The organism is Rhodococcus erythropolis NBRC 15567 (genome assembly GCF_001552595.1).
GTDB classification, from domain to species: domain Bacteria; phylum Actinomycetota; class Actinomycetes; order Mycobacteriales; family Mycobacteriaceae; genus Rhodococcus_F; species Rhodococcus_F erythropolis.
Window position 1 is genome coordinate 515,664 of sequence record NZ_BCRM01000001.1, and the last position, 24,472, is coordinate 540,135.

28 protein-coding genes are annotated in these 24,472 nt (G+C 63.0%); 14 read left to right on the top strand and 14 right to left on the bottom strand.

All coding sequences use genetic code 11. The annotated features are described in order from the left end of the window. Positions 1-56: 56 nt before the first annotated feature. Together RE4_RS02505 and RE4_RS02510 are read right to left on the bottom strand one after the other, a co-directional pair. Positions 57-635 (bottom strand): DUF7822 domain-containing protein, encoded by a 579-nt coding sequence (locus RE4_RS02505; RefSeq protein ID WP_019745483.1) that lies wholly within the window; start codon positions 633-635, stop codon positions 57-59. 35 nt (positions 636-670) lie between these two features. Further along, positions 671-1,270 (bottom strand): TetR/AcrR family transcriptional regulator, encoded by a 600-nt coding sequence (locus RE4_RS02510; protein WP_020970923.1) that lies wholly within the window; start codon positions 1,268-1,270, stop codon positions 671-673. Between the two features lie 140 nt (positions 1,271-1,410). Between RE4_RS02510 and RE4_RS02515 the strand changes: the two genes are divergently transcribed. The 3 genes from RE4_RS02515 to RE4_RS02525 all read left to right on the top strand — a co-directional run bounded on the left by RE4_RS02515 (position 1,411) and on the right by RE4_RS02525 (position 4,158). After that, on the top strand, positions 1,411-2,556 hold the full coding sequence (locus RE4_RS02515) for an acyl-CoA dehydrogenase family protein (protein WP_007730036.1): 1,146 nt from the start codon (positions 1,411-1,413) through the stop codon (positions 2,554-2,556). A 95-nt stretch (positions 2,557-2,651) separates the two neighbouring features. Beyond that, positions 2,652-3,413: an SDR family NAD(P)-dependent oxidoreductase gene (locus RE4_RS02520; protein WP_003939707.1), complete on the top strand. Its 762-nt coding sequence runs from the start codon at positions 2,652-2,654 to the stop codon at positions 3,411-3,413. Between the two features lie 97 nt (positions 3,414-3,510). Beyond that, a complete protein-coding gene (locus tag RE4_RS02525; protein WP_019745481.1) occupies positions 3,511-4,158 on the top strand; it encodes a TetR/AcrR family transcriptional regulator in 648 nt (215 codons plus the stop codon). Between the two features lie 2 nt (positions 4,159-4,160). On the opposite strand, the gene RE4_RS02530 is transcribed toward RE4_RS02525, so the two are convergent. After that, positions 4,161-4,622, bottom strand: coding sequence for an SRPBCC family protein (locus RE4_RS02530; protein ID WP_029256351.1), 462 nt, complete (start codon positions 4,620-4,622; stop codon positions 4,161-4,163). An 89-nt stretch (positions 4,623-4,711) separates the two neighbouring features. On the opposite strand from RE4_RS02530, the gene RE4_RS02535 reads away from it, so the two are divergent. After that, positions 4,712-5,323, top strand: a complete 612-nt coding sequence (locus tag RE4_RS02535) for a TetR/AcrR family transcriptional regulator (RefSeq protein WP_020909261.1) — start codon at positions 4,712-4,714, stop codon at positions 5,321-5,323. Positions 5,324-5,329: 6 nt separating this feature from the next. Here RE4_RS02535 and RE4_RS02540 read toward each other — a convergent pair whose 3' ends face one another. Next, entirely contained in the window at positions 5,330-5,908 is a 579-nt protein-coding gene (locus tag RE4_RS02540; RefSeq protein ID WP_021331899.1) for a TetR/AcrR family transcriptional regulator, read from the bottom strand. A gap of 82 nt (positions 5,909-5,990) precedes the next feature. Here RE4_RS02540 and RE4_RS02545 point away from each other — a divergent pair, with 82 nt between their 5' ends. Next, positions 5,991-6,920 carry a DMT family transporter gene (locus tag RE4_RS02545; RefSeq protein WP_060937934.1) on the top strand — a complete coding sequence of 310 codons (930 nt, stop codon included), beginning with the start codon at positions 5,991-5,993 and terminating at the stop codon, positions 6,918-6,920. Here the strand turns inward: RE4_RS02545 and RE4_RS02550 are convergent. The 6 genes from RE4_RS02550 to RE4_RS02575 all read right to left on the bottom strand — a co-directional run bounded on the left by RE4_RS02550 (position 6,907) and on the right by RE4_RS02575 (position 10,258). After that, positions 6,907-7,728: a tyrosine-protein phosphatase gene (locus RE4_RS02550; RefSeq protein ID WP_238076589.1), complete on the bottom strand. Its 822-nt coding sequence runs from the start codon at positions 7,726-7,728 to the stop codon at positions 6,907-6,909. The genes RE4_RS02545 and RE4_RS02550 overlap by 14 nt on opposite strands. A gap of 38 nt (positions 7,729-7,766) precedes the next feature. Next, positions 7,767-8,042, bottom strand: coding sequence for a hypothetical protein (locus tag RE4_RS02555; protein ID WP_238076582.1), 276 nt, complete (start codon positions 8,040-8,042; stop codon positions 7,767-7,769). 66 nt (positions 8,043-8,108) lie between these two features. After that, entirely contained in the window at positions 8,109-9,086 is a 978-nt protein-coding gene (locus tag RE4_RS02560) for a DUF1214 domain-containing protein (protein WP_047888303.1), read from the bottom strand. A 65-nt stretch (positions 9,087-9,151) separates the two neighbouring features. Beyond that, positions 9,152-9,448, bottom strand: a complete 297-nt coding sequence (locus RE4_RS02565) for an SHOCT domain-containing protein (protein ID WP_060937936.1) — start codon at positions 9,446-9,448, stop codon at positions 9,152-9,154. Position 9,449: 1 nt separating this feature from the next. Then, complete coding sequence (locus tag RE4_RS02570) at positions 9,450-9,887, bottom strand: DUF6325 family protein (protein ID WP_060937937.1); 438 nt, start codon at positions 9,885-9,887, stop codon at positions 9,450-9,452. Then, a complete protein-coding gene (locus RE4_RS02575) occupies positions 9,884-10,258 on the bottom strand; it encodes a PLDc N-terminal domain-containing protein (RefSeq protein ID WP_019745450.1) in 375 nt (124 codons plus the stop codon). The genes RE4_RS02570 and RE4_RS02575 overlap by 4 nt, the downstream gene beginning before the upstream one ends. A 169-nt stretch (positions 10,259-10,427) precedes the next feature. Between RE4_RS02575 and RE4_RS02580 the strand changes: the two genes are divergently transcribed. Continuing rightward, positions 10,428-11,963 (top strand): LuxR C-terminal-related transcriptional regulator, encoded by a 1,536-nt coding sequence (locus tag RE4_RS02580; RefSeq protein WP_060937938.1) that lies wholly within the window; start codon positions 10,428-10,430, stop codon positions 11,961-11,963. Here the strand turns inward: RE4_RS02580 and RE4_RS02585 are convergent. Continuing rightward, positions 11,898-12,485 carry a TetR/AcrR family transcriptional regulator gene (locus tag RE4_RS02585; protein ID WP_019745447.1) on the bottom strand — a complete coding sequence of 196 codons (588 nt, stop codon included), beginning with the start codon at positions 12,483-12,485 and terminating at the stop codon, positions 11,898-11,900. The two genes, RE4_RS02580 and RE4_RS02585, sit on opposite strands and share 66 nt — an antisense overlap. A gap of 95 nt (positions 12,486-12,580) precedes the next feature. Here RE4_RS02585 and RE4_RS02590 point away from each other — a divergent pair, with 95 nt between their 5' ends. The 4 genes from RE4_RS02590 to RE4_RS02605 all read left to right on the top strand — a co-directional run bounded on the left by RE4_RS02590 (position 12,581) and on the right by RE4_RS02605 (position 17,402). Continuing rightward, positions 12,581-14,359, top strand: a complete 1,779-nt coding sequence (locus tag RE4_RS02590; RefSeq protein ID WP_037249671.1) for an ABC transporter ATP-binding protein — start codon at positions 12,581-12,583, stop codon at positions 14,357-14,359. Positions 14,360-14,434: 75 nt separating this feature from the next. Beyond that, on the top strand, positions 14,435-15,646 hold the full coding sequence (locus tag RE4_RS02595) for an acyl-CoA dehydrogenase family protein (RefSeq protein ID WP_020970898.1): 1,212 nt from the start codon (positions 14,435-14,437) through the stop codon (positions 15,644-15,646). Beyond that, on the top strand, positions 15,643-16,668 hold the full coding sequence (locus tag RE4_RS02600; protein WP_021345641.1) for a phosphotransferase family protein: 1,026 nt from the start codon (positions 15,643-15,645) through the stop codon (positions 16,666-16,668). Before RE4_RS02595 ends, RE4_RS02600 begins: the two co-directional genes overlap by 4 nt. Beyond that, the gene (locus RE4_RS02605; RefSeq protein ID WP_020970896.1) at positions 16,665-17,402 is read left to right on the top strand and encodes an SDR family NAD(P)-dependent oxidoreductase; all 738 of its coding nucleotides are present in this window, start codon (positions 16,665-16,667) and stop codon (positions 17,400-17,402) included. The genes RE4_RS02600 and RE4_RS02605 overlap by 4 nt, the downstream gene beginning before the upstream one ends. Positions 17,403-17,406: 4 nt before the next feature. On the opposite strand, the gene RE4_RS02610 is transcribed toward RE4_RS02605, so the two are convergent. Further along, on the bottom strand, positions 17,407-17,952 hold the full coding sequence (locus tag RE4_RS02610; protein ID WP_019745442.1) for a hypothetical protein: 546 nt from the start codon (positions 17,950-17,952) through the stop codon (positions 17,407-17,409). Between the two features lie 144 nt (positions 17,953-18,096). Here RE4_RS02610 and RE4_RS02615 point away from each other — a divergent pair, with 144 nt between their 5' ends. Genes RE4_RS02615 through RE4_RS02630 form a run of 4 tightly spaced genes read left to right on the top strand, consistent with a single transcriptional unit; the run spans position 18,097 to position 20,576 of the window. Then, positions 18,097-18,597, top strand: a complete 501-nt coding sequence (locus RE4_RS02615) for a methylated-DNA--[protein]-cysteine S-methyltransferase (protein WP_019745441.1) — start codon at positions 18,097-18,099, stop codon at positions 18,595-18,597. A gap of 43 nt (positions 18,598-18,640) precedes the next feature. After that, on the top strand, positions 18,641-19,138 hold the full coding sequence (locus RE4_RS02620) for an RNA polymerase sigma factor (RefSeq protein ID WP_021345638.1): 498 nt from the start codon (positions 18,641-18,643) through the stop codon (positions 19,136-19,138). Next, complete coding sequence (locus RE4_RS02625) at positions 19,135-19,734, top strand: methylated-DNA--[protein]-cysteine S-methyltransferase (RefSeq protein WP_007729599.1); 600 nt, start codon at positions 19,135-19,137, stop codon at positions 19,732-19,734. The genes RE4_RS02620 and RE4_RS02625 overlap by 4 nt, the downstream gene beginning before the upstream one ends. Continuing rightward, on the top strand, positions 19,731-20,576 hold the full coding sequence (locus tag RE4_RS02630; RefSeq protein ID WP_060937939.1) for a DNA-3-methyladenine glycosylase family protein: 846 nt from the start codon (positions 19,731-19,733) through the stop codon (positions 20,574-20,576). The genes RE4_RS02625 and RE4_RS02630 overlap by 4 nt, the downstream gene beginning before the upstream one ends. Before the next feature lie 3 nt (positions 20,577-20,579). Here RE4_RS02630 and RE4_RS02635 read toward each other — a convergent pair whose 3' ends face one another. Then, entirely contained in the window at positions 20,580-22,805 is a 2,226-nt protein-coding gene (locus RE4_RS02635; RefSeq protein WP_046379348.1) for an MMPL family transporter, read from the bottom strand. A gap of 102 nt (positions 22,806-22,907) precedes the next feature. Continuing rightward, on the bottom strand, positions 22,908-24,458 hold the full coding sequence (locus tag RE4_RS02640) for a bifunctional 3'-5' exonuclease/DNA polymerase (RefSeq protein WP_019745436.1): 1,551 nt from the start codon (positions 24,456-24,458) through the stop codon (positions 22,908-22,910). Positions 24,459-24,472: the final 14 nt, after the last annotated feature.

Here is a 24,472-nt window from a genome sequence, read left to right on the forward strand (position 1 = left end):
CCGAGGGTACCTGTTTGCGGACCAACCGGTCTGAAACCGATGGATGCTCGGTTCGCCTATCGCGGGACGTCGAGATCGAAGTACAGGGTCTCGGACCAGTAACCGAGGCCGAGCTCGCGTAGCGGTTCCTCGACGCTCTCCTGAGTCGGCGTGAACAGCCGCTCCCAGAAGCGCGGCTTGGCGGGTGCGAGTGTGGCCAGCGCCGCCTCCATCTCGGCGTCGATGTCCGCCAGACCGGTCATCAGGGCCGTGCCCTGTTCGGCGAACGGTTCGTCGTCCATGTCGAAGATCTCGCCACACTCGAGGACGAAGTAGTGGTCGGGCTCGGTGTGGCTGCGCAGGAAACGCAGCGCATCGCCGGCCATCGTGCCGAGTTCGGGGTGATCGATTCTGCCGAGGAAGTCTTCGAGCCGGGCGATACCAGGACCGCAGGGCGCGGTGACCGCGATCAGGTCTGGGGTGTCGTCCCAGATGACCGACTGGTGGGCGAAGGGATTCACGGACACAAGGATCCTCGGGACCAGCGGTATCGCGTACGACCACTCGGAGATACCGGTGAGACCTCGGGCGCGAGCGGCAGCCGGATTCTCATGCGGAGCAACAGGGGTCGAGTAGAGATAGGTGCGGTTGGCCACTGGCCGAGTCCTTTCTGCGGTCGGTGTCACCTGATTCAGGCGGCGCCCACCATCCTCAATGCCAGGTCTCCGTACAGTTTTCCAATGTCTTCCGGATTCGTGTAATTGCCGGCTGGGAACCAGCGGCACACGTCGACGCACAGGGACATCAAGGCGAGGGTGACGCCTTCGGCATCGGGGATTGTGAAGTCGCCCGACTGGACGCCGGCGTCGACAACCTCCCGGACCACCCGCGTCGTGCTGCGACGAAGCGCGACGACGGTTCGGTAGTGCTCTGGTGTGAGTGCAGTGAGTTCGTATTGGACGACGCGAGCGAGTGAGTGGTGCCCGGCCTGCCAACTGGCGAAGGTGCTGACCAGTTCCTGGAGGCGAACGGACGGCTCTTCACCCGGTCTGTCGGCGCCCTCGACCACCTTCAACGCTTCGGTGTGCCCTTCGAAGCTGATCGCGAAAAGCAGCTCTTCTTTCGAGCGATAGTGCGGGTACATGGCGGCGGGACTCATGTCGAGTCGTGCGGCGATGTCACGGGTGGTGGTGCCGCCGTAGCCCGCGGAGGCAAAAGCGTCCACGGCTGCCGCGCGGATACGGGCCGCAGCTTTGGAGGGGCTGATCACCACGTCAGGTGAATCGCTCACGGTTTCCTCCAGGTGTGACGGATTTCGATGTTGACAATATCCCGCTCTCGATTCACTATAAGCAGATGCTTAGATTCTAAGCGGATGCTTAGGAACATCGTTACGTGTGGCATTGCCACGCCGAAAGGAAGCAACTCGTCATGCGTCGCACTCTGTACGGACCCGATCACGAGGCATTTCGCGAATCTGCCCGCGAATTCGTCAACCGGAACATCCTTCCGGTCGCAGAGAAGCTGATCGACCAGCGCTTCATCGATCGTGAAATCTGGCTCGAAGCGGGACGCAACGGCTTCCTCGGACTCGAGGTTCCAGAGGCGTACGGCGGAAGCGAAGCCGGCGACTACCGCTTCAACGCTGTTCTGGCCGAAGAACTCTCGCGTGCCAGTGCAGCTGTTGCCTCGAGCTTCGGCATCCATGCCGACGTCGTTGCTCCGTACCTCGTTCAGCTCACCACCGAAGAGCAGAAGCAGCGTTGGCTGCCCAAGTTCTGCACCGGTGAGATGCTGACGGCCATCGGCATGACCGAGCCTTCCGGCGGATCCGACCTCGCCTCGCTCAAGACCACTGCGGTCAAGGACGGCGACGACTGGATCATCAACGGCTCCAAGACCTTCATCACCAACGGCTACAACGCTGATCTCGTGATCGTGGCGGCGCGGACCAGTCCCGAGAAGAAGTCCAAGGGCATCACGCTCTTTGCCGTCGAAACCGGCATGGAAGGTTTCGAGCGCGGACGCAAGCTCGACAAGGTCGGCCAGCACGAGTCCGATACCGCCGAACTGTTCTTCGAGAACGTTCGCGTGCCGTCCACCAACATCATCGGTGAGATCGACCGCGGCTTCATCCACATGATGGAAATGCTGCCGCAGGAGCGCGTCGGCGCTGCGGTGTCCAACATCGCGCACGCTGCTCCGATCCTCGAAGAGACGCTGCAATATGCCAAGGACCGCAAGGCTTTCGGTCAGCCGATCGGCTCGCTGCAGTGGAACAAATTCCTTCTCGCGGATCTCGTGACCCGCATCGAGGTCACCCAGGCTTACGTCGACAACTGCGTCGCAGCACACGCTGCCGGCGAGCTGACCGCCATCGACGCCGCCAAGGCGAAGTGGTGGACCGCGCAGGTTCAGAACGAGGTCCTCGATCACTGTGTTCAGTTGCACGGCGGCTACGGCTTCATGACCGAGTACCGCGCCGCTCGCGCGTGGATGGACGCCCGCGTCACCAAGATCTGGGCGGGATCCAACGAGATCATGAAGGAACTCATCGGCCGCGATCTCGGCCTGTAATTTCGCAACTGCAGTCCATATGTCACTGCAGTCGATACGTCACTGCAGTCCATACGTCACTTCCCGAACCCGACGACACAGGAGCATCACCGCGCATGTCTGTTCTCGACAAGTTCTCTCTGACCGATCGAGTGGTCATCGTGACCGGTGCGTCGTCGGGCCTCGGGGTGGCGTTTGCGAAAGCCGCAGCAGAGGCGGGTGCGGACGTCGTCCTCGCTGCTCGCCGCGTCGACAAGCTCGAAGACACGGCCAAGCTCGTGCGTGACGCAGGCCGCGAAGCGTTGTGCGTGGCCACCGACATCGTCGATCCGGCTCAGGCTCAGAACATGGTCGACGCCGCGATGGAGAAGTTCGGCCGCGTGGACGTGCTGGTCAACAACGCCGGCGTCGGAACCGCTGTTCCGGCGACCCGTGAGACCCCGGACCAGTTCCGCGCCGTCATCGACATCAACCTCAATGGGTCCTACTGGGCAGCGCAGGCCTGCGGCCGCGTCATGCTCCCGGGCAGCTCCATCGTCAACATCTCGAGCATTCTCGGATTGACGACCGCCGGACTCCCACAGGCCGCCTATGCGGCGAGCAAGGCAGGCGTCGTCGGGTTGACCCGTGACCTCGCACAGCAGTGGGGAACGCGCAAGGGCATTCGCGTCAACGCGATCGCGCCCGGCTTCTTCAAGTCGGAAATGACAGACCAATACAACGACGGTTACTTGGACGCGATGGCTCCGCGCCTGATCCTCGGCCGCATGGGCGATCCGGAAGAGCTCGCGGCCACCATGGTGTGGCTCGCGTCCGAGGCAGGCGGATACGTCACCGGTCAGACCATCGCCGTCGACGGAGGAATCACCATCACCTGACGCCGATGCCGAGATGTCGCCGGCTTTGCCGTATAAGTAGCTGGTGACCTCTCGCGCCGAACCTCAGGAGAACTGGGAAGACCGTCCGCCACCATCCATGGCTGCGACGGAGCTTCTGCGTGACCTGCCGGTGACTGCCCGCGGCGTCCGGACCAGGGCTTCTCTGGTCGCAGCGGCTCGAACGGTGTTCGAGCGAGCGGGGTACCTCGACGCCCGGCTGACCGACATCACCAAGGAAGCGAACTGCTCCACCGGCACGTTCTACACCTACTTCGACAACAAAGAGCAGATCTTCGCCGCAGTTCTCGACGTTGCGCAGGAAGACATGTTGCACCCCGGCATGGGACGGGTCCGCGACGTCGACAATCCGTATGCGGTCCTCGAATCGAGTAACCGTGCCTACCTGACGGCTTTCCGCCGCAACGCCAAACTGATGGGTCTGCTCGAGCAGGTATCGCACATCGATCCGGCCTTCGCGAAACTGCGTCGGGACCGAGCCGAGACCTTCATTTCTCGCAATGCGCGAGCCATCGAACGCCTGCAAGCAGCTGGCAAGGCAGACGGCTCACTGGATCCGCTGCTGGCTTCCCGAGCACTGTCGGCGATGGTGAGCCGTCTTGCCTACAGTTCGTTCGTCTCCGAGGAACCTGGCGCCGACGGCAACCCCGTCCCGTTCGAGGACGTCGTCAAGACGGCTACCCAGGTGTGGGCCAACGCGCTGGGCCTCGAAGGCGACCGCGGGTAGTTTCAGCCTTCGCCGCGGGCCGCGAACTGCTGCTCGAGGCTGTGGCGCAACGTCTCCTCGCTGTTCCTGACAGCGTTTTCGACGAACGGCCCGATCAAGCGGCCGAGAGCTTTGCCGGCAATGCCGCCGGGGAGTTTGTAGGCGAAGTCGACGGAAAGCGCGGTCTTGGAATCGTCGATCGCGGCGAACTCCCACGTGGACGAGTTGGATACACCGCCGAGCGAAGACAGCTTGATGATCCGATTCTTCTCCCACTCGGTGACCTCGAGCTTGGAGCGCAACGTGCTTGGCCCGATCTGCATGGCCGCGTCGAACGTGGCGCCGAGCCCCTGATCGAACTCTCCGAACGGTGTGAACTCGGAAACACCGAACATCCACGTCGGGACGTTGCGGTAGTCGTCGATGTAGTCGAAGGCGACATCAACCGGCACGGCAGCAACCGCGGAGTGGCGAACATGGATCATGACTGGTCCCTGTCTTTCGGTGAACATCGACTGTAACCAATGGCACCGACGCGTTCGGCGGCGGCGCAACGGCGATCTACGGTATCGGTATGACGAACGAGCTTCCGGTACGCGGGTCCTGGCGCGATTACGAAGACCTGGGACTGCCGAAACCGCTCGCTGCGGCGCTGGAGGCGTTCGTCGAGCAGGGCTATCACGGGACTTCGATCCGTGACGTCGCGTCGCGGTCCGGGCTGTCGGTGCCGGGGCTCTACCATCACTACCCGTCCAAGCAGGCTCTGTTGATCGGTCTGGCGACCGTGGTGATGACGGAGTTGTTGGAGCGAAGCCGCGCCGCCGAACTCGATGCCGGGGACGATCCCTCGGATCGCTTCGACGCGGTGATCGAATCTCTGTTGCGGTTCCACATGTTTCGACGCGAGCAGTCGTTCGTCGCTTCCTCCGAGATCCGCAGCATGGAGCCCGACAGCCGGGCTAGTTACATCGCGCAGCGCGACGAACAGCAGAAGCAGGTGGACCGGATCGTCCTCGACGGCGTTGCTTCGGGCGTGTTCGAGGCCGACCATCCCGAGGATGCCAGCCGAGCTGTCGTGACGATGTGCGTCGCCGTCGCGGTGTGGTACCGACCGGACGGTGAGTTGTCTCCGGACGAGTTGGTGGAGAGGTATCTGGAGATAGCGCGTCGGATGGTGGGGGCGTAGGGGCGATCACCCGGAATGCTTCAGCATTTCGAGGGCCGCATCCCGGCCGACGTCGAAGGGGTCGGTGCCGATACCGATACCGTCTGCGACGAGGGCGCCTTCGTGAAGCAGCATGATTGCCTCGACGAGACGTTCGTCGGCTTGCCCGTCTGTCGCCAGAATGCGCCGAAAGACGTCCAACATTTCCTGCTTCTGTTCGGCGATGACAGCGAACACCGGGTGTGACCGATCGCTGAACTCGGCGTGAGCGTTGACCATGCTGCAACCTTTGCCTCCGCTCGCCTTGGACCAAGAGGCGGAAGCGTCGAATGCCGCACTCAACTGCTCGGCGCGGCTGTGTCCGGCTGATGCGAGCTTCTTGTCGCGAAAGGCTCGCCACCGCCGATCTCGATCCTTCAGATATTCCACGACGAGGCCGTCTTTCGAGCCGAACCGCTCGTACAGAGTCTTCTTCGTGACCCCGGCGTCCAGTGCGACGGTATCCACGCCTACGGCGTGAATTCCCTTTTCGTAGAACAGCTTCGATGCCGACTCCAGAATGCGACGTGCTTTCGGAGTCAATTCGGGTACGGATTCGTCTGCCATGGACAAAAGTATACCGATCTGTATAGTCGACTCCATGAGTAAACAGATCGGTATACCTCGGAGCGTGACCTCGAGATCTGCCGTGACGGCCACCTTGTCGGTCCTGTTCGTCGCGTGCTGGAGTTCGGGATTCATCGGAGCCAAACTCGGCGCCGGTAGTGCCGAGGTCTCCACGCTGCTGATGTGGCGTTTTCTCCCGCTTGCGGCGGTACTGGTCCCGATTGTCTGGCTGTCCGCCCGGCGCCGGAAAACGATGCCGACACCGCGGGCTCTCGGCAGGCAGGTGGTGATCGGAATACTCTCCCAGAGCGGCTATCTGTTGTCCGTTTACTGGGCAGTCGATCTCGGCGTGAACACCGGAACCACAGCGCTGATCGACGGTATTCAGCCGCTGGTGGCAGCCGCGCTACTCGGTCCGGTCCTCGGCGTCGCGGTCCCGCGGATGCAGTGGATCGGATTGGCGATCGGACTGGCCGGCGTCGCGATGGTCACGGCAGCCGACGCCGGGGCGGGTACATCGGCCCCGTGGTGGGCGTACGCGATTCCGTTCCTGGGAATGCTCAGCCTCGTTGCATCCACCTTCGTTCAGCAACGCGCTCCCACGTCCACGCCGCCACTGCAGGCTTTGGCCATCCACTGCTCAACCAGCGCAATAGTTTTCACAACTCTGGCGATCGTCTCGGGTGCTGCCGTACCGCCGAGTGTCAGCACATTCTGGATCGCATTGCTCTGGTTGATCGTGTTGTCCACCTTCGGCGGATACGGGCTGTACTGGTTGTTGCTTCGTCGCATCGGCATCACGTCCGTCAACACCTTGATGTTCTTGATCGCCCCCGTCACCGCGGTCTGGGGCGCACTGATGTTCGGAGAATCCTTCACTCCGTTCACCGCTCTCGGCTTGGCGGTGGGCATCGTCGCCGTCGTCGTGGTCACCCGGGTGGACAATCGACCGAAGAAGCATGATGAGAGCACGGATTCCTGCCCGGCAAGAGCTCCGATCACGTCGCGCTGACGAAGCCCGATCGCGATGTGAACCGCTCGCGGAGCGCGGTGATTTGTTCTGCGGTGAGCTTGAGTCCGTTGATTGCGTAGTCCTCGACTGCGCCGAATTGCGTGCGCATTTCGTCGAGCGCGGCGTCGAAGTAGCTGTCACGGACTCCGAGGAGCGGCCGGAGCAGTTCTCCGTCAACGCCTTTGCTTGCGGCGAAGTCGAGGATCGGTTCCGTCATAGGTGCCAGATCGGTGTTCGTCTCCAGGTAGTCGGCGCGTACATCGGCTTCGTCGGCGCCGAGGAGGAGCAGGAAAGAGGTCGCGGCCCACCCGGTGCGATCTTTGCCGGTGGTGCAATGGAAAAGTGCTGCCCCGGTTCGTGTTTCGTCGATGAGGTCGAGGTAGAACGCGCGGTAGGCGTCGAGGGCGGACGGCAGGCTGACGAAGTTGCGGTTCGCTTCCTCCATCTGCGCGATCCCAAGGCCACCGCTGATGGTCTCGGCGTACGCGACCGGGTCCGTCATGAGTAGTCCGGTGGCCGCGGCATTTTGGGCGTTGTCGGCGAGTACGTCGAGCCAGACCGTCCGTGTCGAGTCAGGGAGATTGTCGAGTGCGCCGTCGCGCTCGGCAGCGGTCCTCAGGTCGTAGACCGTCCGGACGTCCAAGTCGGCGACCGCGGCGACGTCGTCGCCGTCGAGTTTCGCGAGCGTCGCCGAACGGTAGAGCGCGCCGGCGCGGACGGTGCCATCAGCAACGGGAATGCCACCGAGATCCCGGAAGTTCGGAGCGGTCTTCAGGAGAACGCGACGATCGAGCGGGTGAGTTGGCATGGCTGACTCCTTGTGGGTTCCGTTTCCGAACTGATCATTCATGCCTTCTGCACACTGCGCACGAGCTTTTCGGCATTGCGTCTCTTGATCCACTTGTCGATGACGAGAGCCATGAAGATCCATCCTCCCAACGCGGTGATCACCCACACGATGATCGGGGCGAGGATCCAGGACCCGACGCCGCTGATCTCAATGCCGTCGGGGACCAGGGTCGCAACCCAGAGCGCGAGCAGCGTGGCGACCAAGCCGACACCACCCGCGAGCGGAGCCGCGTAGTGCAGTGCCACGCTGAGCACGAATGGGCCGAGAATCATGTGGGCGAGGGTGAATACGCCGATAGCGGCCAAGAAACCGGCTTGTACCTCCGTGATCAGGTCGAGTCACCCGAGAGTGGTGTGTGCGTGGGGAACGCTTTGCTGGAGGGCCTCGGGACGAGGCGCCGTCCAGGTGCCGTCGAGCACGTCGGGGCGGGGGCGGTACAGGCGCAGTACGTAGTTCCAGCCCGGCATGATGGGCAGTGCGTTCGCGACGCCGTCGAGATTGACGCCGAACCGGATGGTGGTGCTGCCGTCGGAGTCGGGGGTGGCTGTGAGGCTGTTGATGCTGTTGACGCCCAAGGCGTTCTCTTCGAAGTATCCGGCTGCGTTGTACAGCGAGACCGACCAGAACGCTTCCACGGGAACAACGTTCAGGCGGAGACGGTATTCCCCGACCGGGAGACGTTCGTCGAAGTTGACGTAGGTGGCCTCGTACTCGGGAAGGCCACCCCAGCCGGATGCGGTACCGAGCAGGTGCCTGATCGGGTCGACTTCCGCCGCGGTGCCGAATGAATGGTCGTAGGTGGTGATGCCACGAGCGAGTGCGAGGAGCGCGTCGCGGGTCTCGGTCTGCGACTGTTCGTCGTAGTCGGGCAACGGGAACTCGCCCGTTCCGCCGCCGTCGATGGTGAGGGCGTCCTGCAACCGGTTCACCTCGGCGACGTCTTCGGGGCTGTTCGGATCGACGAGGATGCGCACGATCAGTGCGGCGTAGTCGGTCCCGACCAATTCGCGTGTGAGCAGGTGCTCTCCCGGATCGCGCAGGATGACAGGACCGAAATGATCTTGACTGACCACCCAGACGGAGATGTAGCGCTTGCCGGTATCGGGCACCGTGATCGTGACGTTTTCGCGCACGTCGATGATCGCGCTGCTGTACAGAGTGTCGCGGTTCTGGCGGATGATCGGCTGGTTGTCGAGTGACCCGAGCTCGCGAGTGTGGTTCCACGTGCCCAGGCCGACGCCCGCGGCCAGGCGAGCGAACATGAGATCGGATTCTGCCCGATTGAAGTTCAGGACGTTGACGGCGATCGTGGACATAGCGGATTCCAATCGGTGTCGGGGTACGGAAGCGGGCGCGGTAATCCATGGCCCGTCGGGGTGAATCAGCCCAGCAGTCGTGCTTTCGCGGCCTGGAACTCGGCGTCGCTCAGTAGGCCTTGTGATTTGAGATCGCCGAGTTTCTGCAACTCGGCGACAAGATCGACCGGGGGTGCGGGTGTGGGGAGTACGGCCTGCTGCTGGGCGAATTCGTACTGCGCCTGCTCGTAGTCGGCCTGAGCTCTCCTTTGCCGGCGGGTGGCCATACCGTCGCTGACGGCGTTCGCGGTACCGGTCACGACCGCGGTGCGGGCGGCGAGGCCCAGCAGTCCAGGGCGTCCTCGTCTCGGGATGTACGGCATGTCAGACCTCCAATTTCGGGATGATCGTGTCCATGAGGGCATTGACGACGGGTGCGGGTATCCGCTCGTAACCCAGCAACACCGCGCCGGACTCGGCGGTCCGGGCGGCGAGTTCGCGCTGATAGACCAGCTCGAGCGCGACCAGCAGCGCTGAAGCGCCGGCGGGAATCGCCTCCGCGAGTTCGGTGATGTCTTCATGCCCGAGCAGACCGGACGCGCCGAGCATTTCGACGTTGATCTCGAAGCCGTTCGGCAATTCCTCGACCTCGACGAGGGTGAGTTCACCGTCGTCGGACTTGGAGATGACGATCAGATCGAGGAGTCGTACCAGGCCGGTATCCGTGATGTCGGTGAGCGCGGAGAACGCGGCGGGGTCGAGGCTCTGCCCCGGCAGACCGAGAAGGTAGAAGTCGACGGGGCCGAAACGCGTGGCACTCACGAGAGCACCTTCAGCTTGAGTGCAGCGAACTCTTCCTCGCTGATCGATCCGGCTTCGAGGAGTGCTGCAGCTGTGGCGATTTCCTCGCTGGGACTCTTTCCTGCGACTTCGCGGATATACGATTCGGCCGCGCTCTCGGCCTCGCGTGCGGCCTTGTTGCTGCGTTCCGTCATCCCATCGCCGCGGGCGACGAGATAGACGAGCGCGGTGAGGATGGGTAGGAAGAGCAGGAAAAATATCCAAACAGCTTTCAACCAGCCGCTCAGCTTGTGGTCGCGGAACAGGTCGGCGACGATCGCGAACAGCGCGAAAAGATATCCGACGAAGACGGTCGCCCACAGCATCCAGCCGAGGCTTTCCCAGAAACTCATGTGTCTTGTCCGTTCGTGTCAGGCCTGCGCGTCGGCATTCCGCCGACTCGCGCTTTTCAGTTGATTCCGGCAATTCTCACCGGTTTCCGCATGCTTCGGTCGCTGTCTCATCCGAAGCGGATGAGACGGGATTTCCACGGCCGTCGAACGTCTCGAGTATCTTCGACACATGATCGAAGCCGTGCGTGACGCACTTGCCTCCGGTGAGGCGGAGCAGGCTCGACGCGTCCTGCGGAAGAATTGGCTCCGTCTGATTCTCGAATCTCATACCAGGGAACTCGAGCAACTCTGCCTTGCGCATCCCGATCCGCACGATCCACACATCCTGCTGATACGGGCGTGCTGCCGCGACCTCAGCGGCGATCCGTACGGCGCGGAGTTTCTCCGCGGGCAGGGTCTACGGGTCGCGTCCGACGATTTTGTCGTCTGTTTCACCGACCTGCTGCTCGCTCCGGACACCTCGACCAAGGCCGTCGTTGCCGATCGCGCGCGTCACGCGCTCGCCCAGTGCGAGCCCGAGGACGATTACCCGTCCGCGCTTTTCCTCCTCGGGTGGACCGAGATCAGGCTTCGTCGTGATCTACCTCGCGCCATCGCGCTACTTCGCTCCGCCGGCGATGAAGCGCGGTTGCAGTCGCGTGCGGAGACGTTGCGTCTCGCGCAATCCAATTTGGCTTTTGCACTCACCCACGCGGGAGTGTTCACCGAAGCCGAACAGATCCTCGACGGCCTTCCTGCCCGAGAGGTTGCATCCGACTGGGAACGCTTCGAAGGTGGACTCCCACAGTCGAATCGAGGGTGCATCGCCTATTGGCGTGGCGACTTCGAGGAAGCGATCGCTCAGTTCGACTCGATAATCGTGGAGGGCAGTCCCGGAACCAACTTCGAGGCGCTCGCCCGTCTGTACCTGGTGATGAGCCTGATCGCTCTGAACCGGAAAGACCGGTACCACAACGCCGCTCGGCTGCTGCGAGGCGTGAGCACTGCGGACAAGCACGGCATTCCTTGGGATACGCTGCGGCGCGTCACCACGGCCTGGCTCGCCCACGCTCAGGGGCAGGACGAGCAAGCGCGCCGCATCGCGAAGCCCACGCTGACCAGAACAGGTGCTGCGGTCGCTCACGCGCTGCTCGCCGAGCTCTATCGAGTCTTGGGGGATCCGGAACCGTCGGCGCAGGCGCTTCGGTTGGCAAGCTCGGCCGCGCTGCCGCGATATGCGCTGGTGAGCACACTTGTCACCTCTGCAGCGCTGAGCTCCGTCGCAGGGCGTGGGCCGCAGGCGCACGAGCAGCTGGATCGTGCGCTGGCTGAGGCAATCCCGGAGCAGATCCTCGCCCCCTTTCTCAGCGGCGATCCGGTAATTGTCGATCTCTTGAACGCGCACGCAATACAGGGGTCGAGACACCAGGACCTCCTGCGCACGATTCTGGAAAAACGGAGCCGGCTCTCTGCCCAGCTCGCCGGAGTCCTGACCGAACGCGAGAACGAGATTCTCACTTTTCTGCGCACCACGATGACTGCAGACGAGATCGCTGCGCACCTCGGCATCGCCTATCCCACTGTGAAGACTCACATTCGCTCGATTTACCGCAAATTAGGTGTGGCCAAGCGGCGTGCCGCTGTTCAAGCAGCCGACAACCTAGACCGCGGGATCGGGGGCGATTCCGCGACGGAGGCTGCGAACCGTCAGATCCAAGGCTTGTAGTCGAGTCCCGGAACCGCGGTTCACGTAGTCCATCGACGTGTAAAGCAGTGACCACAGTAGGTTCTGCACCCAGTCCGAACCCATGTCGGGGTCGATGGACCCGTCGGAGTGTCCGCGTTCGATGGCGTCGGTGACTCCGTCGTCGTTCGACGCGGACTCGGCAAACGAATCTTCTTGATAGACGCCGGGAGTGAAGAACAGGACCGTCAAAAGGTCGGCCAGTTCGAAGTATTCGTGGCAGAGGCGAACCAGTGCCTCGGCTCCGGTGCCCTCACCGAGTCGCGCCGCTGCTGCGGCCTCACCGACGGCGCGAGTGGCCTCGGCCGCGACTGCGTCGACCAGGTCGGATCGTTCGGGAAAGTAGCGGTGCAAAGTGGTCCGGCCGACCTTCGCGGCCGAAGCGATCTCGCTGAGGGTCGCAGCAGGCTTGGATGCGAACACCGAAACGGCAGCATCGAGGATGGCCTTCCGTGTGCGCTCGCGGGTCGCGCTTTGTTCTGGTGCGCTGTGGATCGTTGTCACGAATTCGAAGCGTAGCCGTGTCCGGTTTCGGTATCCAGTGTTTCCGAATCGGAATTTCTCTTGCCCTTTATGGAACATTCGTGTTCCATAAATTCATGCTTGAATCCGACGCTTCTCAGCCCGCACCGAAAGGGAGCAATCTCCGCGTCCTCTCGGAGTTCGCTCGACCGCATCTGCCGTCGCTCCTCCTCGGATTGGTACTGGCGCTGTGCGGCTCGGCGGCGACGCTGGCAACGCCGATGGTCACCAAGTGGGTTCTCGACACCCTCGATACCGGTGCGTCGCTGAAGGGACCGATCCTCACGCTCGTCGTCCTTCTGATCGTCGGTGCTGTGCTCGGTTGTGCTCAGTGGATCGTTCTCGGAACCGCCGCCGAGAAGGTTGTCTTCGACGCCAGGTCTTCGCTGGTGAGGCGATTCCTGGCGGCGACCGTACCTTCGCTGCAATCGCGATCCGTGGGTGAATTGGTCACCCGGGTCACGTCGGACACCTTGCTGCTGCGGGAGGCGGCGTCGTCGGCCGCAGTGAATATTCTGAACGCAGCCGCGTTGACCATCGGAACGATTGTTCTGATGGGCGTTCTGGATCTGCCGTTGTTGGGGGTCACCATGGTGGCAATCGTGTTCGCCTCCATACTCTTTGCCGTTCTGATGCCTCGGATTTCCGCAGCCGAAGCGCGAACCCAGGAATCGCTCGGTCAGCTCGGCGGCGTACTCGAGGGTGGCTTGCGTGCGATCCGGACGGTCAAGGTTTCCCTCGCCGAGGATCGCGTCGGCGCTCTGGTGACGACCAATGCGTCCGATGCGAAAAAGCATGCGATCACGGCGGTTCGAGTGTCGGCAACCGCGTGGACTGTCGCGTGGACCGCCATTCAAGGATCGATCATTGCCATCCTGGGCTTCGGTGCCTGGCGAGTCGCCGACGGTGAAATGGCAGTCTCGACGCTCATCGCGTTTCTGCTCTACGCCTTCACCCTGATGGGGCCGGTGTCGGAGCTTGCGCAGAACGTGACTTCTGTTCAGTCGGGAATCGCGGCAGCTATCCGGATTCGCGAGATGCAGTCGTTGCCCACCGAGCAGTACGACGAGGTCGTGGACGTGGTCGCGAAAACAAATGCTGCCGCGCCGCTGATCGAGTTGCGCGACGTCACCGTGAGTTACCACGGGTCGAACCAGCCGGCGTTGCGCGATGTCTCGCTGGTCATTCCGACGCGTGGGCACATGGCCATCGTCGGCCCGTCGGGTGCCGGAAAGACGACCTTGCTCTCGACTGTGCTGCGATTTGTCGAACCGCGATCGGGTGAGGTTCTCCTGCATGGAGTCGGTTACGACGCGCTCGATCACCGCGCTGTGCGCGAGAGTCTCGCGTACGTGGAGCAAGAGACACCGGTGGTGCCCGGAACGATTCGGGAGAACGTCGTCTTCAGCCATCCCGACGCGACGGACGAAGAAGTCCAGGCCGTTCTGCGCTTGCTCCGACTCGACGACGCGATCGAGGCCCTGCCGAACGGACTCGACACCGCTCTGACGGCCACCTCGCTGTCGGGCGGCCAACGTCAGCGGATCGCGATGGCACGCGCAGTTCTGCGACCGAGTGCTTTGCTTCTGCTCGACGAAGCCACTGCCCAGGTCGACACACTCACCGAAGCCGCGATTGTCGACGCGATCAACGAACGTGCACGTACCGGGGCCGTGGTGACCATCGCTCACCGGCTCTCAACGGTGCGTGACGCCGACTGGATCGTGGTCATGGAAGACGGTCGGATCCGCAACATCGGCAACCATGACGAGCTCATGGACAAGGACGATCTGTACCGCGACATGGTGGTTGCCGGCCGGCTCGATCAGGGCGAGGCGATGCTCGAAGATTGTTGACCCGGCGCATCGGCATGTGCGAGAGTGCTGTTACCGAGCGATCGCTCGGTCGGGATGTTCTTTCGGAGGTGGCTGGTGGCAATCGATCTGACGTACGCGCCCGAGGTGGTGGCGCTGATCGAGAAGACGCGCGACTTCACGCGCAACGTAGTGCTCCCCATCGAAGACGAACACGCCGGTGACATCGCCGTCGCGGGTGGCGATGCCATCCGCATCGAGATGCAGGCGGCAGCAAAAGAAGCCGGTGTCTTCGCACCGCATGCACCGATTGAGTACGGCGGCCACGGACTCAACATGAGTGATCGCGCGCCTGTCTTCGAGGAAGCCGGCTACTCGCTCTTCGGGCCGACGGCGCTCAACATCGCTGCGCCGGACGAGGGCAATGTTCACATGCTGGCCCACGTCGCGAACGAAGCACAGAAGCAGCAGTTCCTCGCGCCGCTCGCAAGCGGGGACATGCGGTCGGCATTCGCCATGACCGAACCCGCTCCGGGAGCGGGATCCGATCCCTCGGCTTTGAACACCCGCGCCGAGAAAGTCCCCGGTGGCTGGAAGATCAACGGTAAGAAATGGTTCATCACCGGCGCCGACGGCGCCGGATTCTTCATCATCATGGCGCGCACCTCCGGCGAGCCCGGGCAGCGCGGCGGAGCGACCATGTTCCTGACGCCGACGGACACAGCGGGTCTCATCGTGGGTCGACACATCGACACCCTCGACAAGGCCATGATCGGCGGGCACTGCGAGGTCACGTTCGAGGATCTCTTCGTTCCCGACGAGGCCGTTCTCGGTGAGGTCGATCAGGGTTTCGCTTACGCGCAGGTTCGTCTCGGTCCCGCCCGGATGACGCACGTGATGCGCTGGCTCGGTGCAGCGCGCCGCGGCCACGACGTCGCCGTGGCCAGGGTTGCCGAACGAGAAGGCTTCGGCTCGAAACTCGGTGATCTCGGAATGATCCAGAAGATGGTCGCCGACAACGAGATCGACATCGCAGCCAGTCGCGCACTTCTGGTGCAGGCCTGCTTCGAACTCGATCAGGGCGGGCACGCGAGCAACGCGACGTCCATCGCCAAGACCTACGCGGCCGAGGCGATCTTCCGGATCGTCGACCGCTCCATTCAGATGTGTGGCGGAATGGGCGTGTCCGGCGATCTGCCGCTGGCACGGTTGTCCCGCGAAGTGCGTCCCTTCCGCGTTTACGACGGTCCGTCCGAGGTTCATCGCTGGGCAATTGCGAAACGTGTTGTCGGCGCTGCGAAGCGCGCTGCTCGGGAGGAGTCGAAGTGACGGACTTCCCAGGACTCGATCTCGCGGCGCTCCACAAGTATCTGCAAGCCGCAGGCGTCGAGGTGAGCGGTGAGTTGCGAGCCGAACTGATTTCAGGCGGCAAATCCAATCTCACCTACGGAATCTTCGACGACAACTCGAAGTGGATTCTGCGTCGTCCACCCACGGCCGGCCTGACGCCTTCGGCGCACGACGTTGCGCGCGAGTTCCGAATCACCTCGGCGTTGCAGAACACTGCCGTGCCGGTCGCGCCGACCGTCGTGCTGTGCGAGGACGCCTCGGTGATGGGTGCGTCGTTCACGGTGGTCGAGTTCGTCACCGGTCAAGTGATCCGGACCAAAACCGAGTTGGAAGCTGTTCCGGCAGAGCTGGTCACGCAGTGCACCGACGAGTTGGTGCGTGTTCTCGCTGCCCTGCACGACGTCGACTACAACGCAGTGGGTCTCGGCGAACTCGGCCGACCCGACGGTTACGTAGCCCGCCAGGTGAAGTTGTGGGCCGGTCAATGGTCACGCGTCAAGACCGAGGACTCGGCCGATGTGGACAGGTTGGCGTCGAGCCTCGCGGAATTGATTCCGGCTGAATCGGCTTCGTCGATCGTGCACGGCGACTACCGGATCGACAACACGATTCTCGCGGCGAACGACGTCACCAAGGTTGCCGCAGTGGTGGACTGGGAACTGTCGACGCTGGGAGATCCGCTGGCGGACATCGCGATGATGTGCGTCTATCGGCATCCCGCGCTGGATCTGGTTCTGGGTGAGCCTGCTGCGTGGACGAGCCCGTCGCTACCGTCCGTTGTCGATCTGGCGCAACGGTATTCGTCCGTTTCGGGTCGTGAACTGGCGCATTGGAACTTCTACATGGCGCTCGGGTTCTTCAAACTCGCCGTCGTGGCGCAGGGCATCGATCACCGATTCCGAGCAGGCGCCACCGTCGGTGGGGGATTCGACAAGGCTGGATCTTCTGTGCCGGAACTGATCTCGGCCGGACTCAATGCACTGCAAGGGAAATTCGAATGACTCGATCAGCACTGGTCACCGGCGCCTCCAAGGGAATCGGGCTCGGCATCGCAACACGCTTGGCTTCGCAAGGGTACGGGCTGACCATCACGGCGCGTGATGCCGAACGGCTCGCCGTTGTCGCCGAAGAACTTACGCGCGCCGGATCGCCGGACGTCGTCGTCTCGGCCGGCGACATGGCGGACGAGAACTTCGCCGCAGCACTCGTAGCCACGCACGGCGAGCGGTTCGGCTCCATGCGAGCCCTCGTCCTCAACGCCGGAGTGGGAACCAGTGGGCGAGTGGCTGACTACCCCATGCGACGTTTCGACAAGACCGTTGCCGTCAATCTCCGGACACCGTTCGCACTATTGCAAGCGTCGCTGCCGCTCCTGCGTACAGCGGCGGACGCGGACCTCGCCGGCGGAGCAAAGGTGATCGCTCTCGCCTCGATGGCCGGCGTCTACGCCGAGAGCGGTCTGGCCGTCTACGGAGCCACCAAAGCTGCACTCATTTCGATGGTCGAAGCACTCAACGCCGAGGAATCCGGAAACGGAGTGAGCGCGACGGCCATTGCTCCCGGTTACGTCGACACGGACATGTCGGCGTGGACGCACGATCGGATCACACCCGAGACCATGATCAAGGTCGACGACATCGTGGAGTTGGTGGACGGACTGCTCAAGCTCTCGTCTCGAGCAGTGGTTCCGAAGGTCGTCATGACGCGTGCTGGGACCAACGGCTACTCCGCCTGAAATTTCAATCCAGCTTGGCTTCGCCCCGCTTGCGGAAAAAGTGGAAGCCGGGCACTCCGACGATCGCCTGACGCAGGTCCTTTACCACTCCGAGGAGTTCGTGGATCTCGGGCGAGACGGAGTCCAAGGTTCCGAGGATGGGCAGCACCGCGGTCACGCGGTCGGTGAGCTCCGGCAGTTGGTCGATCAGTTTGATCGCGGCGCTGACCTCCGCCTCGGACAGGTCGTCGGCGAATCTGGCCGCCAGCGGCGCGAGCTGCAACGCAATGGGCTCGTAGATCTCGAGGAGTTGTCCCGCGATGTCCGAGGTCTGTTCGACGGCCTCGACCAGCGTCTCAGCTCGAACGGTCACGGCGGCGGCTCCGATCACGACGCGGTCGGCGTTGTCGGCGATCTGGTTGATGCGTGCCACCAACCTCTCGACCGAGAAGAGGAGCGCCTCGAGTCGAGTGGGCAGGGTGACCGCAAAAGCGACCGTGGACAGGGACCAGTGCACCACGTCGCCGACGGAGCGGACGACGGTGGAGCTGCCGGGCAAAACTAGAGCCATCCCTCGATACTGCCTGATGTGACGTCAAAGTACAGGTAAATCTCACATTCACGAGGCCAGCGGCGTCTTCGAGGTGTCGGTGCCGGCGCGGACAATCAATTCACCCGCTGCCTGCTGCACCGCGCAACCTGGAAGGATCGAGACATGACGGCTATCCGTACGCACACCGTGATCGACTCGCCGATCGGGGCGTTGACGCTGGTAGCAGCAGGTGACGACCTCTGCGGGCTGTACATGGCGGAGCATCGCCACAAGCCGGACGAGTCCACGTTCGGTGATCGTTCCGCGGCGGTCTTCGGTGAAGTCGAATCGCAGCTCACCGAGTACTTCGAGGGTGATCGCACGGAGTTCTCCGTGCCGCTGGCGCCCGTGGGTACCGAGTTCCAGAAGCGGGTGTGGGATACCTTGCGAACGATCCCGTACGGCGAAACCTGGACATACATGGAGCTCGCGCAAACTTTGGGTAACCCGCTTGCGATCCGTGCCGCCGCCGCGGCAAACGGCAAGAATCCGATCAGCATCATCGTTCCCTGCCATCGTGTGGTCGGTAGCGACGGAAGTCTGACCGGTTTCGCCGGCGGCCTCGAACGCAAGCGGTTCCTGCTCGACCGCGAGCACGGCGGCGAATCGGACGTCCTCTTCTGATGCGCTCGGCTCACAATTCGGTGATCGGGAACGTCTACCGATCGTGAGACTCAAACCGTTCGAAGACGTCGTGACCGAATACGGTGCAGTGGTCCTCCGTGTCTGCCGCGCGGTGGTCGGTCCCGTCGACGCCGAGGACGCGTGGTCCGAGACGTTCATCGCAGCGATGCGGGCATATCCGGATCTGAATCCGGACGCGAACATCGAAGCCTGGCTGGTGACCATCGCGCACCGCAAGGCAATCGACATCACCCGAGTGCGCGCCCGCGTGGCCGTGCCGACAGACGAGGTTCCGGAGTTGCCGACGCGAATCGGCGTACCCGGAACGTGGGATCACGAACTCTGGGACGCACTCGAACAGCTACCGCTCAAACAACGTGCGGCAGTCGCCTATCACTTTCTGGGTGGGCTGCCGTACGCAGAGATCGCGGACATCCTCGGCAACACCCCGGCGGCCGCCAGACGCGCGGGTGCCGACGGTATCGCCACACTACGAAGAACCTACTTGTCCGCTACCGCTGCGGAAGGGAGTCACTCATGAGTAACGATGTGTTCGAGGCGCTTCCAGCCGTTGACGCTGACGCCATGATCCGCCTACGGGCGCGCCTGGCTGCGCAGGCGTCCGAAGCTGAATTGATCGACGTGGCATATCGAACCGTCGATTCGCCGGTCGGAAAGCTGCTCCTGGCGGCGACCGATGTCGGCCTGGTGCGGGTTGCCTTTGCCGTCGAAGGGCACGACCTCGTTCTGGAACGTTTGGCGGACACCGTCAGCCCCCGTGTGCTTCATTACCCGCGCAGGCTGGACACTGTCGCTCGCGAGTTGGACGAGTACTTTGCCGGTGCGCGTCGAGAATTCGATCTGCGCTTGGACTTCCAACTCGCGAAGGGGTTCCGACGCGAAGTGTTGCGTCATCTCCCCGAGATCGAATACGGCCACACTGCAAGCTATTCGGTGGTCGCAGCAGCGTCGGGAAGCCCACGTGCCGTGCGTGCCGTGGGGACCGCATGCGCAAAGAATCCGCTGCCGTTGGTGGTCCCGTGTCACCGGGTGGTGCGCAGCGACGGCAGCCTCGGGCAGTACGCCGGCGGCCCCGAACTGAAAGCCATTCTGCTGGATCTGGAAGCCGGCCGGTGAGCGCAGTGACGCTGCGCTTTCAGGCGCCCTACGCAGTCGAACCGCTCACCGGTGCCTTGCGGGCTCACTGCGTCGCAGGCCTCGAGCGTCACGACGACGGTGTTCACACCAGAGTCATCCCGTTGCCTTCCGGTCCGGTAGTTGTGTCGGTGTCGTGGACAGACGGCAGCGTCGTCGTGGATTCCGACGTGCCAGCGGGGGATTCCGCAGTGCTGGAGGTGATCGTGCGTCGTTGGCTCGACCTCGACGCCGATCACACTGCTGTCGAAGCAGCGTTCGGTAGCGATGAGTTGTTGGCCCCACTCGTTGCCGCCCGTCCAGGATTGCGGGTGCTCGGCTCGGTGGACGGTTTCGAGACCGCAGTGCTCACCGTTCTGGGGCAACAGGTTTCGCTCGCCGCAGCGAGGACGTTCGGTGGTCGTTTTGTCAGCGCATTCGGAGCGCCGGTGGAAGGGGAGTTTCTTGCCTTCCCTGATCCGGACGCGGTTGCAGCGCAATCGCCGGAGGACATACAGAAAGCCGTCGGATTGACCACAGCGCGCGCAAGAACAGTGCACACGTTGGCAACTGCGGCAGCGAACGGTCTCGATCTCTCCTGGGATGCGGATCCTGTCCAATTTCGACAAGAGTTGTTGGCGCTACCGGGAATCGGACCGTGGACCGCTGACTATCTCACTGTTCGAATTCTCGGTGATCGCGACGCCTTCGTACCCGACGATCTGGTGTTGAAGCGAGCGTTGGGGGTCTCGTCGGGCAAAGAAGCCGCAGCGTTGTCCGAGCGCTGGCGACCCTGGCGAGCGTACGCACTCTTTCATCTGTGGACCAAGGAAGCGTTTCTGTAGTGGTCAGTCTTTCGCGCGGGCCAGTTCGGACGGCCACCATATACGTTTCCCGATGTCGTGAGAGAGCGCAGGCACCAGGACACTGCGCACGATGATCGTATCGAGCAGCACACCGAAGGCCACGGCAAATCCGATCTCGGCGAGGAAGACCAGCGGCAGGATGCCCAGTACGGCAAATGTTGCGGCCAAGACGATTCCGGCTGAGGTGATCACACCCCCGGTCACCGCAAGACCGCGCAGGACACCTGCACGGGTACCGAATTCTCCGGTCTCCTCCCGGACTCTGGTCATCAGGAAGATGTTGTAGTCGATACCCAGAGCGACCAGGAACACGAAGGCGAACAGTGGGAACGATTGATCCGCCCCGGCGAACCCGAATACGTGTGTGAAGAAGAATCCGCTCACACCGAGGGTCGCCGCGAAGGAAAGTACCACGGTGACAATGAGAATCACCGGGATCAGCAGAGCGCGGAGCAAAGCGGCCAAGACCAGGAAGATCACCACCAACACGATCGGGATGATCAGGTTTCTGTCGCGGACCGAGGCCGCCTGAACATCAAGGGTGGTGGCCGTGCTGCCGCCGACGAGCGCGTCGGCGCCGGGCACGTCGTGGACGGCAGTCCGCAGTCGCTTGACAGTTTCGAGTGCCTGCGGCGAATCGTAAGAGTCGGCGAGGGTTGCATTGATCATGGTTCGGCCGTCGATCGGTGCAACGGTGAAAGCCGCAGGGGCGCAACCCGCAGCGGCGGCTTGTGCGACGGCAGCGGGGTTGGTCTTGATCAGCTCGCTGACCTTTGCGACGTCCACCTGGGTGCAGACGGCGCCGGGATCCTGCGAGATACCTTCGACGCCGCTGGCTGCTTTGATGACGGCGTCGGCCTGGTCGGCGTTTGCGGTGATCACGGCCGGTGCGCCGGCTCCGGGATCGAACTTTGAGTCGTAGAGTTCTTGTCCGACAACAGCGTCGGGACGATTGGTGAAGCTTTCGGTGGATGTCAGGCCATCGGTTTTGAGACTGCCGATCCCGGCCGCGAACAGGATGATCAACAAGACTGTGGCGCCGATCCACAGTGGGCGGTCCTTGCTGCCGACGGCCTCGGCGATCTTGCCCCACATCCCGTGCGTCGTAAGGTCTGCGGCGTGATCGACCTTGGGCTTGCGCGGCCAGAAGACCCACCGTCCGGTGGCGGCCAGAGCGACCGGCATGAACGTCATCATCACCAGATAGGTGCAGGCGATCCCGATGGCGGCAACGGGTCCGAGGCTCTTGTTGGAGTTGAGTTGAGAGAACGTCAGGCAAAGCAGACCGAGAATCACGGTGACAGCCGAAGCGGTGATGGCCGGCGCAGACTCGCGCCAGGCCTTGATCATCGCGTCGAAGCGGTTGGGATACGTGTGCAGTTCTTCGCGATAGCGAGAGATCAAGAGTAGGGCGTAGTCGGTACCGGCACCGATCACCAACACGAAAAGGATGCCTTGAGATTGTCCGGTCAGAGTGAGTAATTCGGCTTTCGCGAGGAAATAGATCACCATCGACGACAAGCCGATGGCGAGGAGCGCGGAGAACAGCGGGAAGAACCACAACACCGGCGATCGGTACACGACAAGCAGGATTAGGATCACGACCAGGAGTGCCGCGCCAAGGAGCGCTCCGTCCAGACCGGCAAAGGCGTCGATGAACGCAACGAGTAGCCCACCTGGCCCGGCTGGGAGTACCTCGACATCACCAGCTGCTTGTTTTGCTGCGTCGATGACGTTCTGCTCGGTGGTCGCCAGGACATCGCCTGCCACGGATGTGTCTCCGTCCTTGGCGACGAGTGGCACGAAGATCGACGCAGTTGTGCCGTCGGCGGAGTACTGAGTGGGTTGCATTCCGTCGGCGTCTACTCCGGAGATGCCGGCAATAGCGCCGTACGCCGAGTTGATTGCAGATTTGTCCGCCTCGGTGAGGGCCGAATCTCGATGGAACAGAACGAAACCAGGGATCGTCTCGACCGCGAGGAAGTTCGCGGATTGATTGCTGACGATCGTCGATTCTGCGGAACTCGGCAGGTACGAGGCGTTGTCGTTCTTCTGAACCTCGGCGAGTTTGCCTTGGAACGAACCGCCGAATCCGCCTGCGACGAAGGCAAAGATTGCAAGCGCGATCACGGTGAAGATCGGCAGTCGACGGCGTTTGACCGTTCCGCGCTCGTTCCGTTCTGCATCAGTTGTATCCAGCTTGGTCATGGTTCTCCTCGAACGCAGTCGACCAGCACCAACAAAGCAACGTTTTCCAGTAGAACACGCAATACGGGCGCGGTGGAACCACTTGGAGTGGAATTGACGACGCTACGAAGTGCCTTTGCCGTAAGTCTCGCGGGCTGCGACGTCCATGGGAAAACGAACGACTGTGTCGCCGAACAACAATCGAGTTGCCGAAGCCGCAGCGGCCAGCACGTGGGCGGCACCTGACTCGGGGTTTCGGGTATGCACGACCACTTCGTCGTGCTGGAAGAAGACCAACTCGCCGTCCGGATCTTCGGCGAGGCGTCGCCTGAGGTCGGCGAGCAGGCACAACGCCCACTCGGACGCAGTGGCCTGAACGACGAAGTTTCGCGTGAAACGACCGCGGGCATGAGCGTCGCCGTGGGAGTAGAAGTCGGGAGACGGTGGGGGACAGGCCCGGCCGAGCAGTGACTTCACCACCTCGCCGCGCTCACCTGCCTTGGCAGCTTGCTCGACGTACTCGACGGCGACCGGGAATCGCTTCCGCAACAAGATGAGCAGTGCTTTGGCTTCACCCGCCGTCGCCCCGTACAGGACTCCGAGGATTGCGACCTTGGCTTTTGCGCGATCCCCGCCGAAGGCTTCGGCACCGACAAGTGCGTACAGATCGTCGTCGCCGGCGGCAGCCATCATGCGGCGGTCGCCGGACATGGCGGCCAGAATTCGGGGTTCGAGCTGACCGGCGTCGGCGACGACGAACACGTGGCCCGGATCTGCGACGACGCTTGAGCGCATGGTCTTAGGAATCTGGAGGGCCCCGCCGCCCCGGCTCGCCCACCTGCCGGACACGACACCACCGGGAACGTAGATCGGGCGGAATCGATCGCCCCGCACCCAACTGTCCATCCACTGCCAACCGTTGGTGCTGTACAGCTTGGCGAGTTCGCGGTGACGTAGGAGCAGCGGCACAGCCGGATGATCGATTTCCTGCAGAAACCACTTGCGCGTCGACGGCAGTTCGATGCCCTGACGCCCGAACGCCTCGGTGATCTCCACCGAAGACGAAGGATTGACGGTGCGCCCGAAGACCTCGCTGATTTGGGCGGCAAGTTCCTGCATGCGTGCGGGGAGGTCGTATCCCGTCGGCCGCGGCCCCAGTCGTTCTTCGAGGAGTTCGCGGTGCTTCTGCGTCGAGAACGGCAGGCCCGTGTGCGTCATCTCGGCGGCGCTGAGAGCGCCGGCCGATTCTGCTGCGATCAACAAGTCCAGTCGAGCGTCCGTGCCGATGGTTGCGCGCTGATCGGCGAATTCGGTGGCGACGGCGAGAGGATCGAGAACGGGTGCAGTGTCGAAGAGTCCGAGTCGATCGTCGTCGAACTCCTCGGCAGGCGGTGACGGTTTGCCGACGCGCATTCCGAGTATCGCGCGGGTCAGGGAGATGTCGTGGCACCGCTGAACCCGTACGCCTGCCCGCAGTAGCGGTGGGTACACGGTCGCCGTACTCGGCCACACCCACCGCGGGTGCTCGGCTTCCTCGATGGTGCGCACCGCTGCGATCAGGTCGGGGTATTCGACGGGATCGGCGAGCGGCGTTCCACCGGGATCGGTCCGTAGGACAGTTGCCGTCACAGCTCCCGTGGACGTCGTACTACCGGGGACCAGGACAACTCGCACGACATCAGTGTGAC

Coding starts and splice junctions, on each gene's coding strand:
- RE4_RS02515 (WP_007730036.1), top strand. CDS start 1,411: ATGCGTCGCACTCTGTACGGACCCGATCACGAGGCATTTCGCGAATCT.
- RE4_RS02520 (WP_003939707.1), top strand. CDS start 2,652: ATGTCTGTTCTCGACAAGTTCTCTCTGACCGATCGAGTGGTCATCGTG.
- RE4_RS02525 (WP_019745481.1), top strand. CDS start 3,511: ATGGCTGCGACGGAGCTTCTGCGTGACCTGCCGGTGACTGCCCGCGGC.
- RE4_RS02530 (WP_029256351.1), bottom strand. CDS start 4,622: ATGATCCATGTTCGCCACTCCGCGGTTGCTGCCGTGCCGGTTGATGTC.
- RE4_RS02535 (WP_020909261.1), top strand. CDS start 4,712: ATGACGAACGAGCTTCCGGTACGCGGGTCCTGGCGCGATTACGAAGAC.
- RE4_RS02540 (WP_021331899.1), bottom strand. CDS start 5,908: ATGGCAGACGAATCCGTACCCGAATTGACTCCGAAAGCACGTCGCATT.
- RE4_RS02550 (WP_238076589.1), bottom strand. CDS start 7,728: ATGCCAACTCACCCGCTCGATCGTCGCGTTCTCCTGAAGACCGCTCCG.
- RE4_RS02555 (WP_238076582.1), bottom strand. CDS start 8,042: ATGATTCTCGGCCCATTCGTGCTCAGCGTGGCACTGCACTACGCGGCT.
- RE4_RS02560 (WP_047888303.1), bottom strand. CDS start 9,086: ATGTCCACGATCGCCGTCAACGTCCTGAACTTCAATCGGGCAGAATCC.
- RE4_RS02565 (WP_060937936.1), bottom strand. CDS start 9,448: ATGCCGTACATCCCGAGACGAGGACGCCCTGGACTGCTGGGCCTCGCC.
- RE4_RS02575 (WP_019745450.1), bottom strand. CDS start 10,258: ATGAGTTTCTGGGAAAGCCTCGGCTGGATGCTGTGGGCGACCGTCTTC.
- RE4_RS02580 (WP_060937938.1), top strand. CDS start 10,428: ATGATCGAAGCCGTGCGTGACGCACTTGCCTCCGGTGAGGCGGAGCAG.
- RE4_RS02590 (WP_037249671.1), top strand. CDS start 12,581: ATGCTTGAATCCGACGCTTCTCAGCCCGCACCGAAAGGGAGCAATCTC.
- RE4_RS02605 (WP_020970896.1), top strand. CDS start 16,665: ATGACTCGATCAGCACTGGTCACCGGCGCCTCCAAGGGAATCGGGCTC.
- RE4_RS02610 (WP_019745442.1), bottom strand. CDS start 17,952: ATGGCTCTAGTTTTGCCCGGCAGCTCCACCGTCGTCCGCTCCGTCGGC.
- RE4_RS02615 (WP_019745441.1), top strand. CDS start 18,097: ATGACGGCTATCCGTACGCACACCGTGATCGACTCGCCGATCGGGGCG.
- RE4_RS02625 (WP_007729599.1), top strand. CDS start 19,135: ATGAGTAACGATGTGTTCGAGGCGCTTCCAGCCGTTGACGCTGACGCC.
- RE4_RS02635 (WP_046379348.1), bottom strand. CDS start 22,805: ATGACCAAGCTGGATACAACTGATGCAGAACGGAACGAGCGCGGAACG.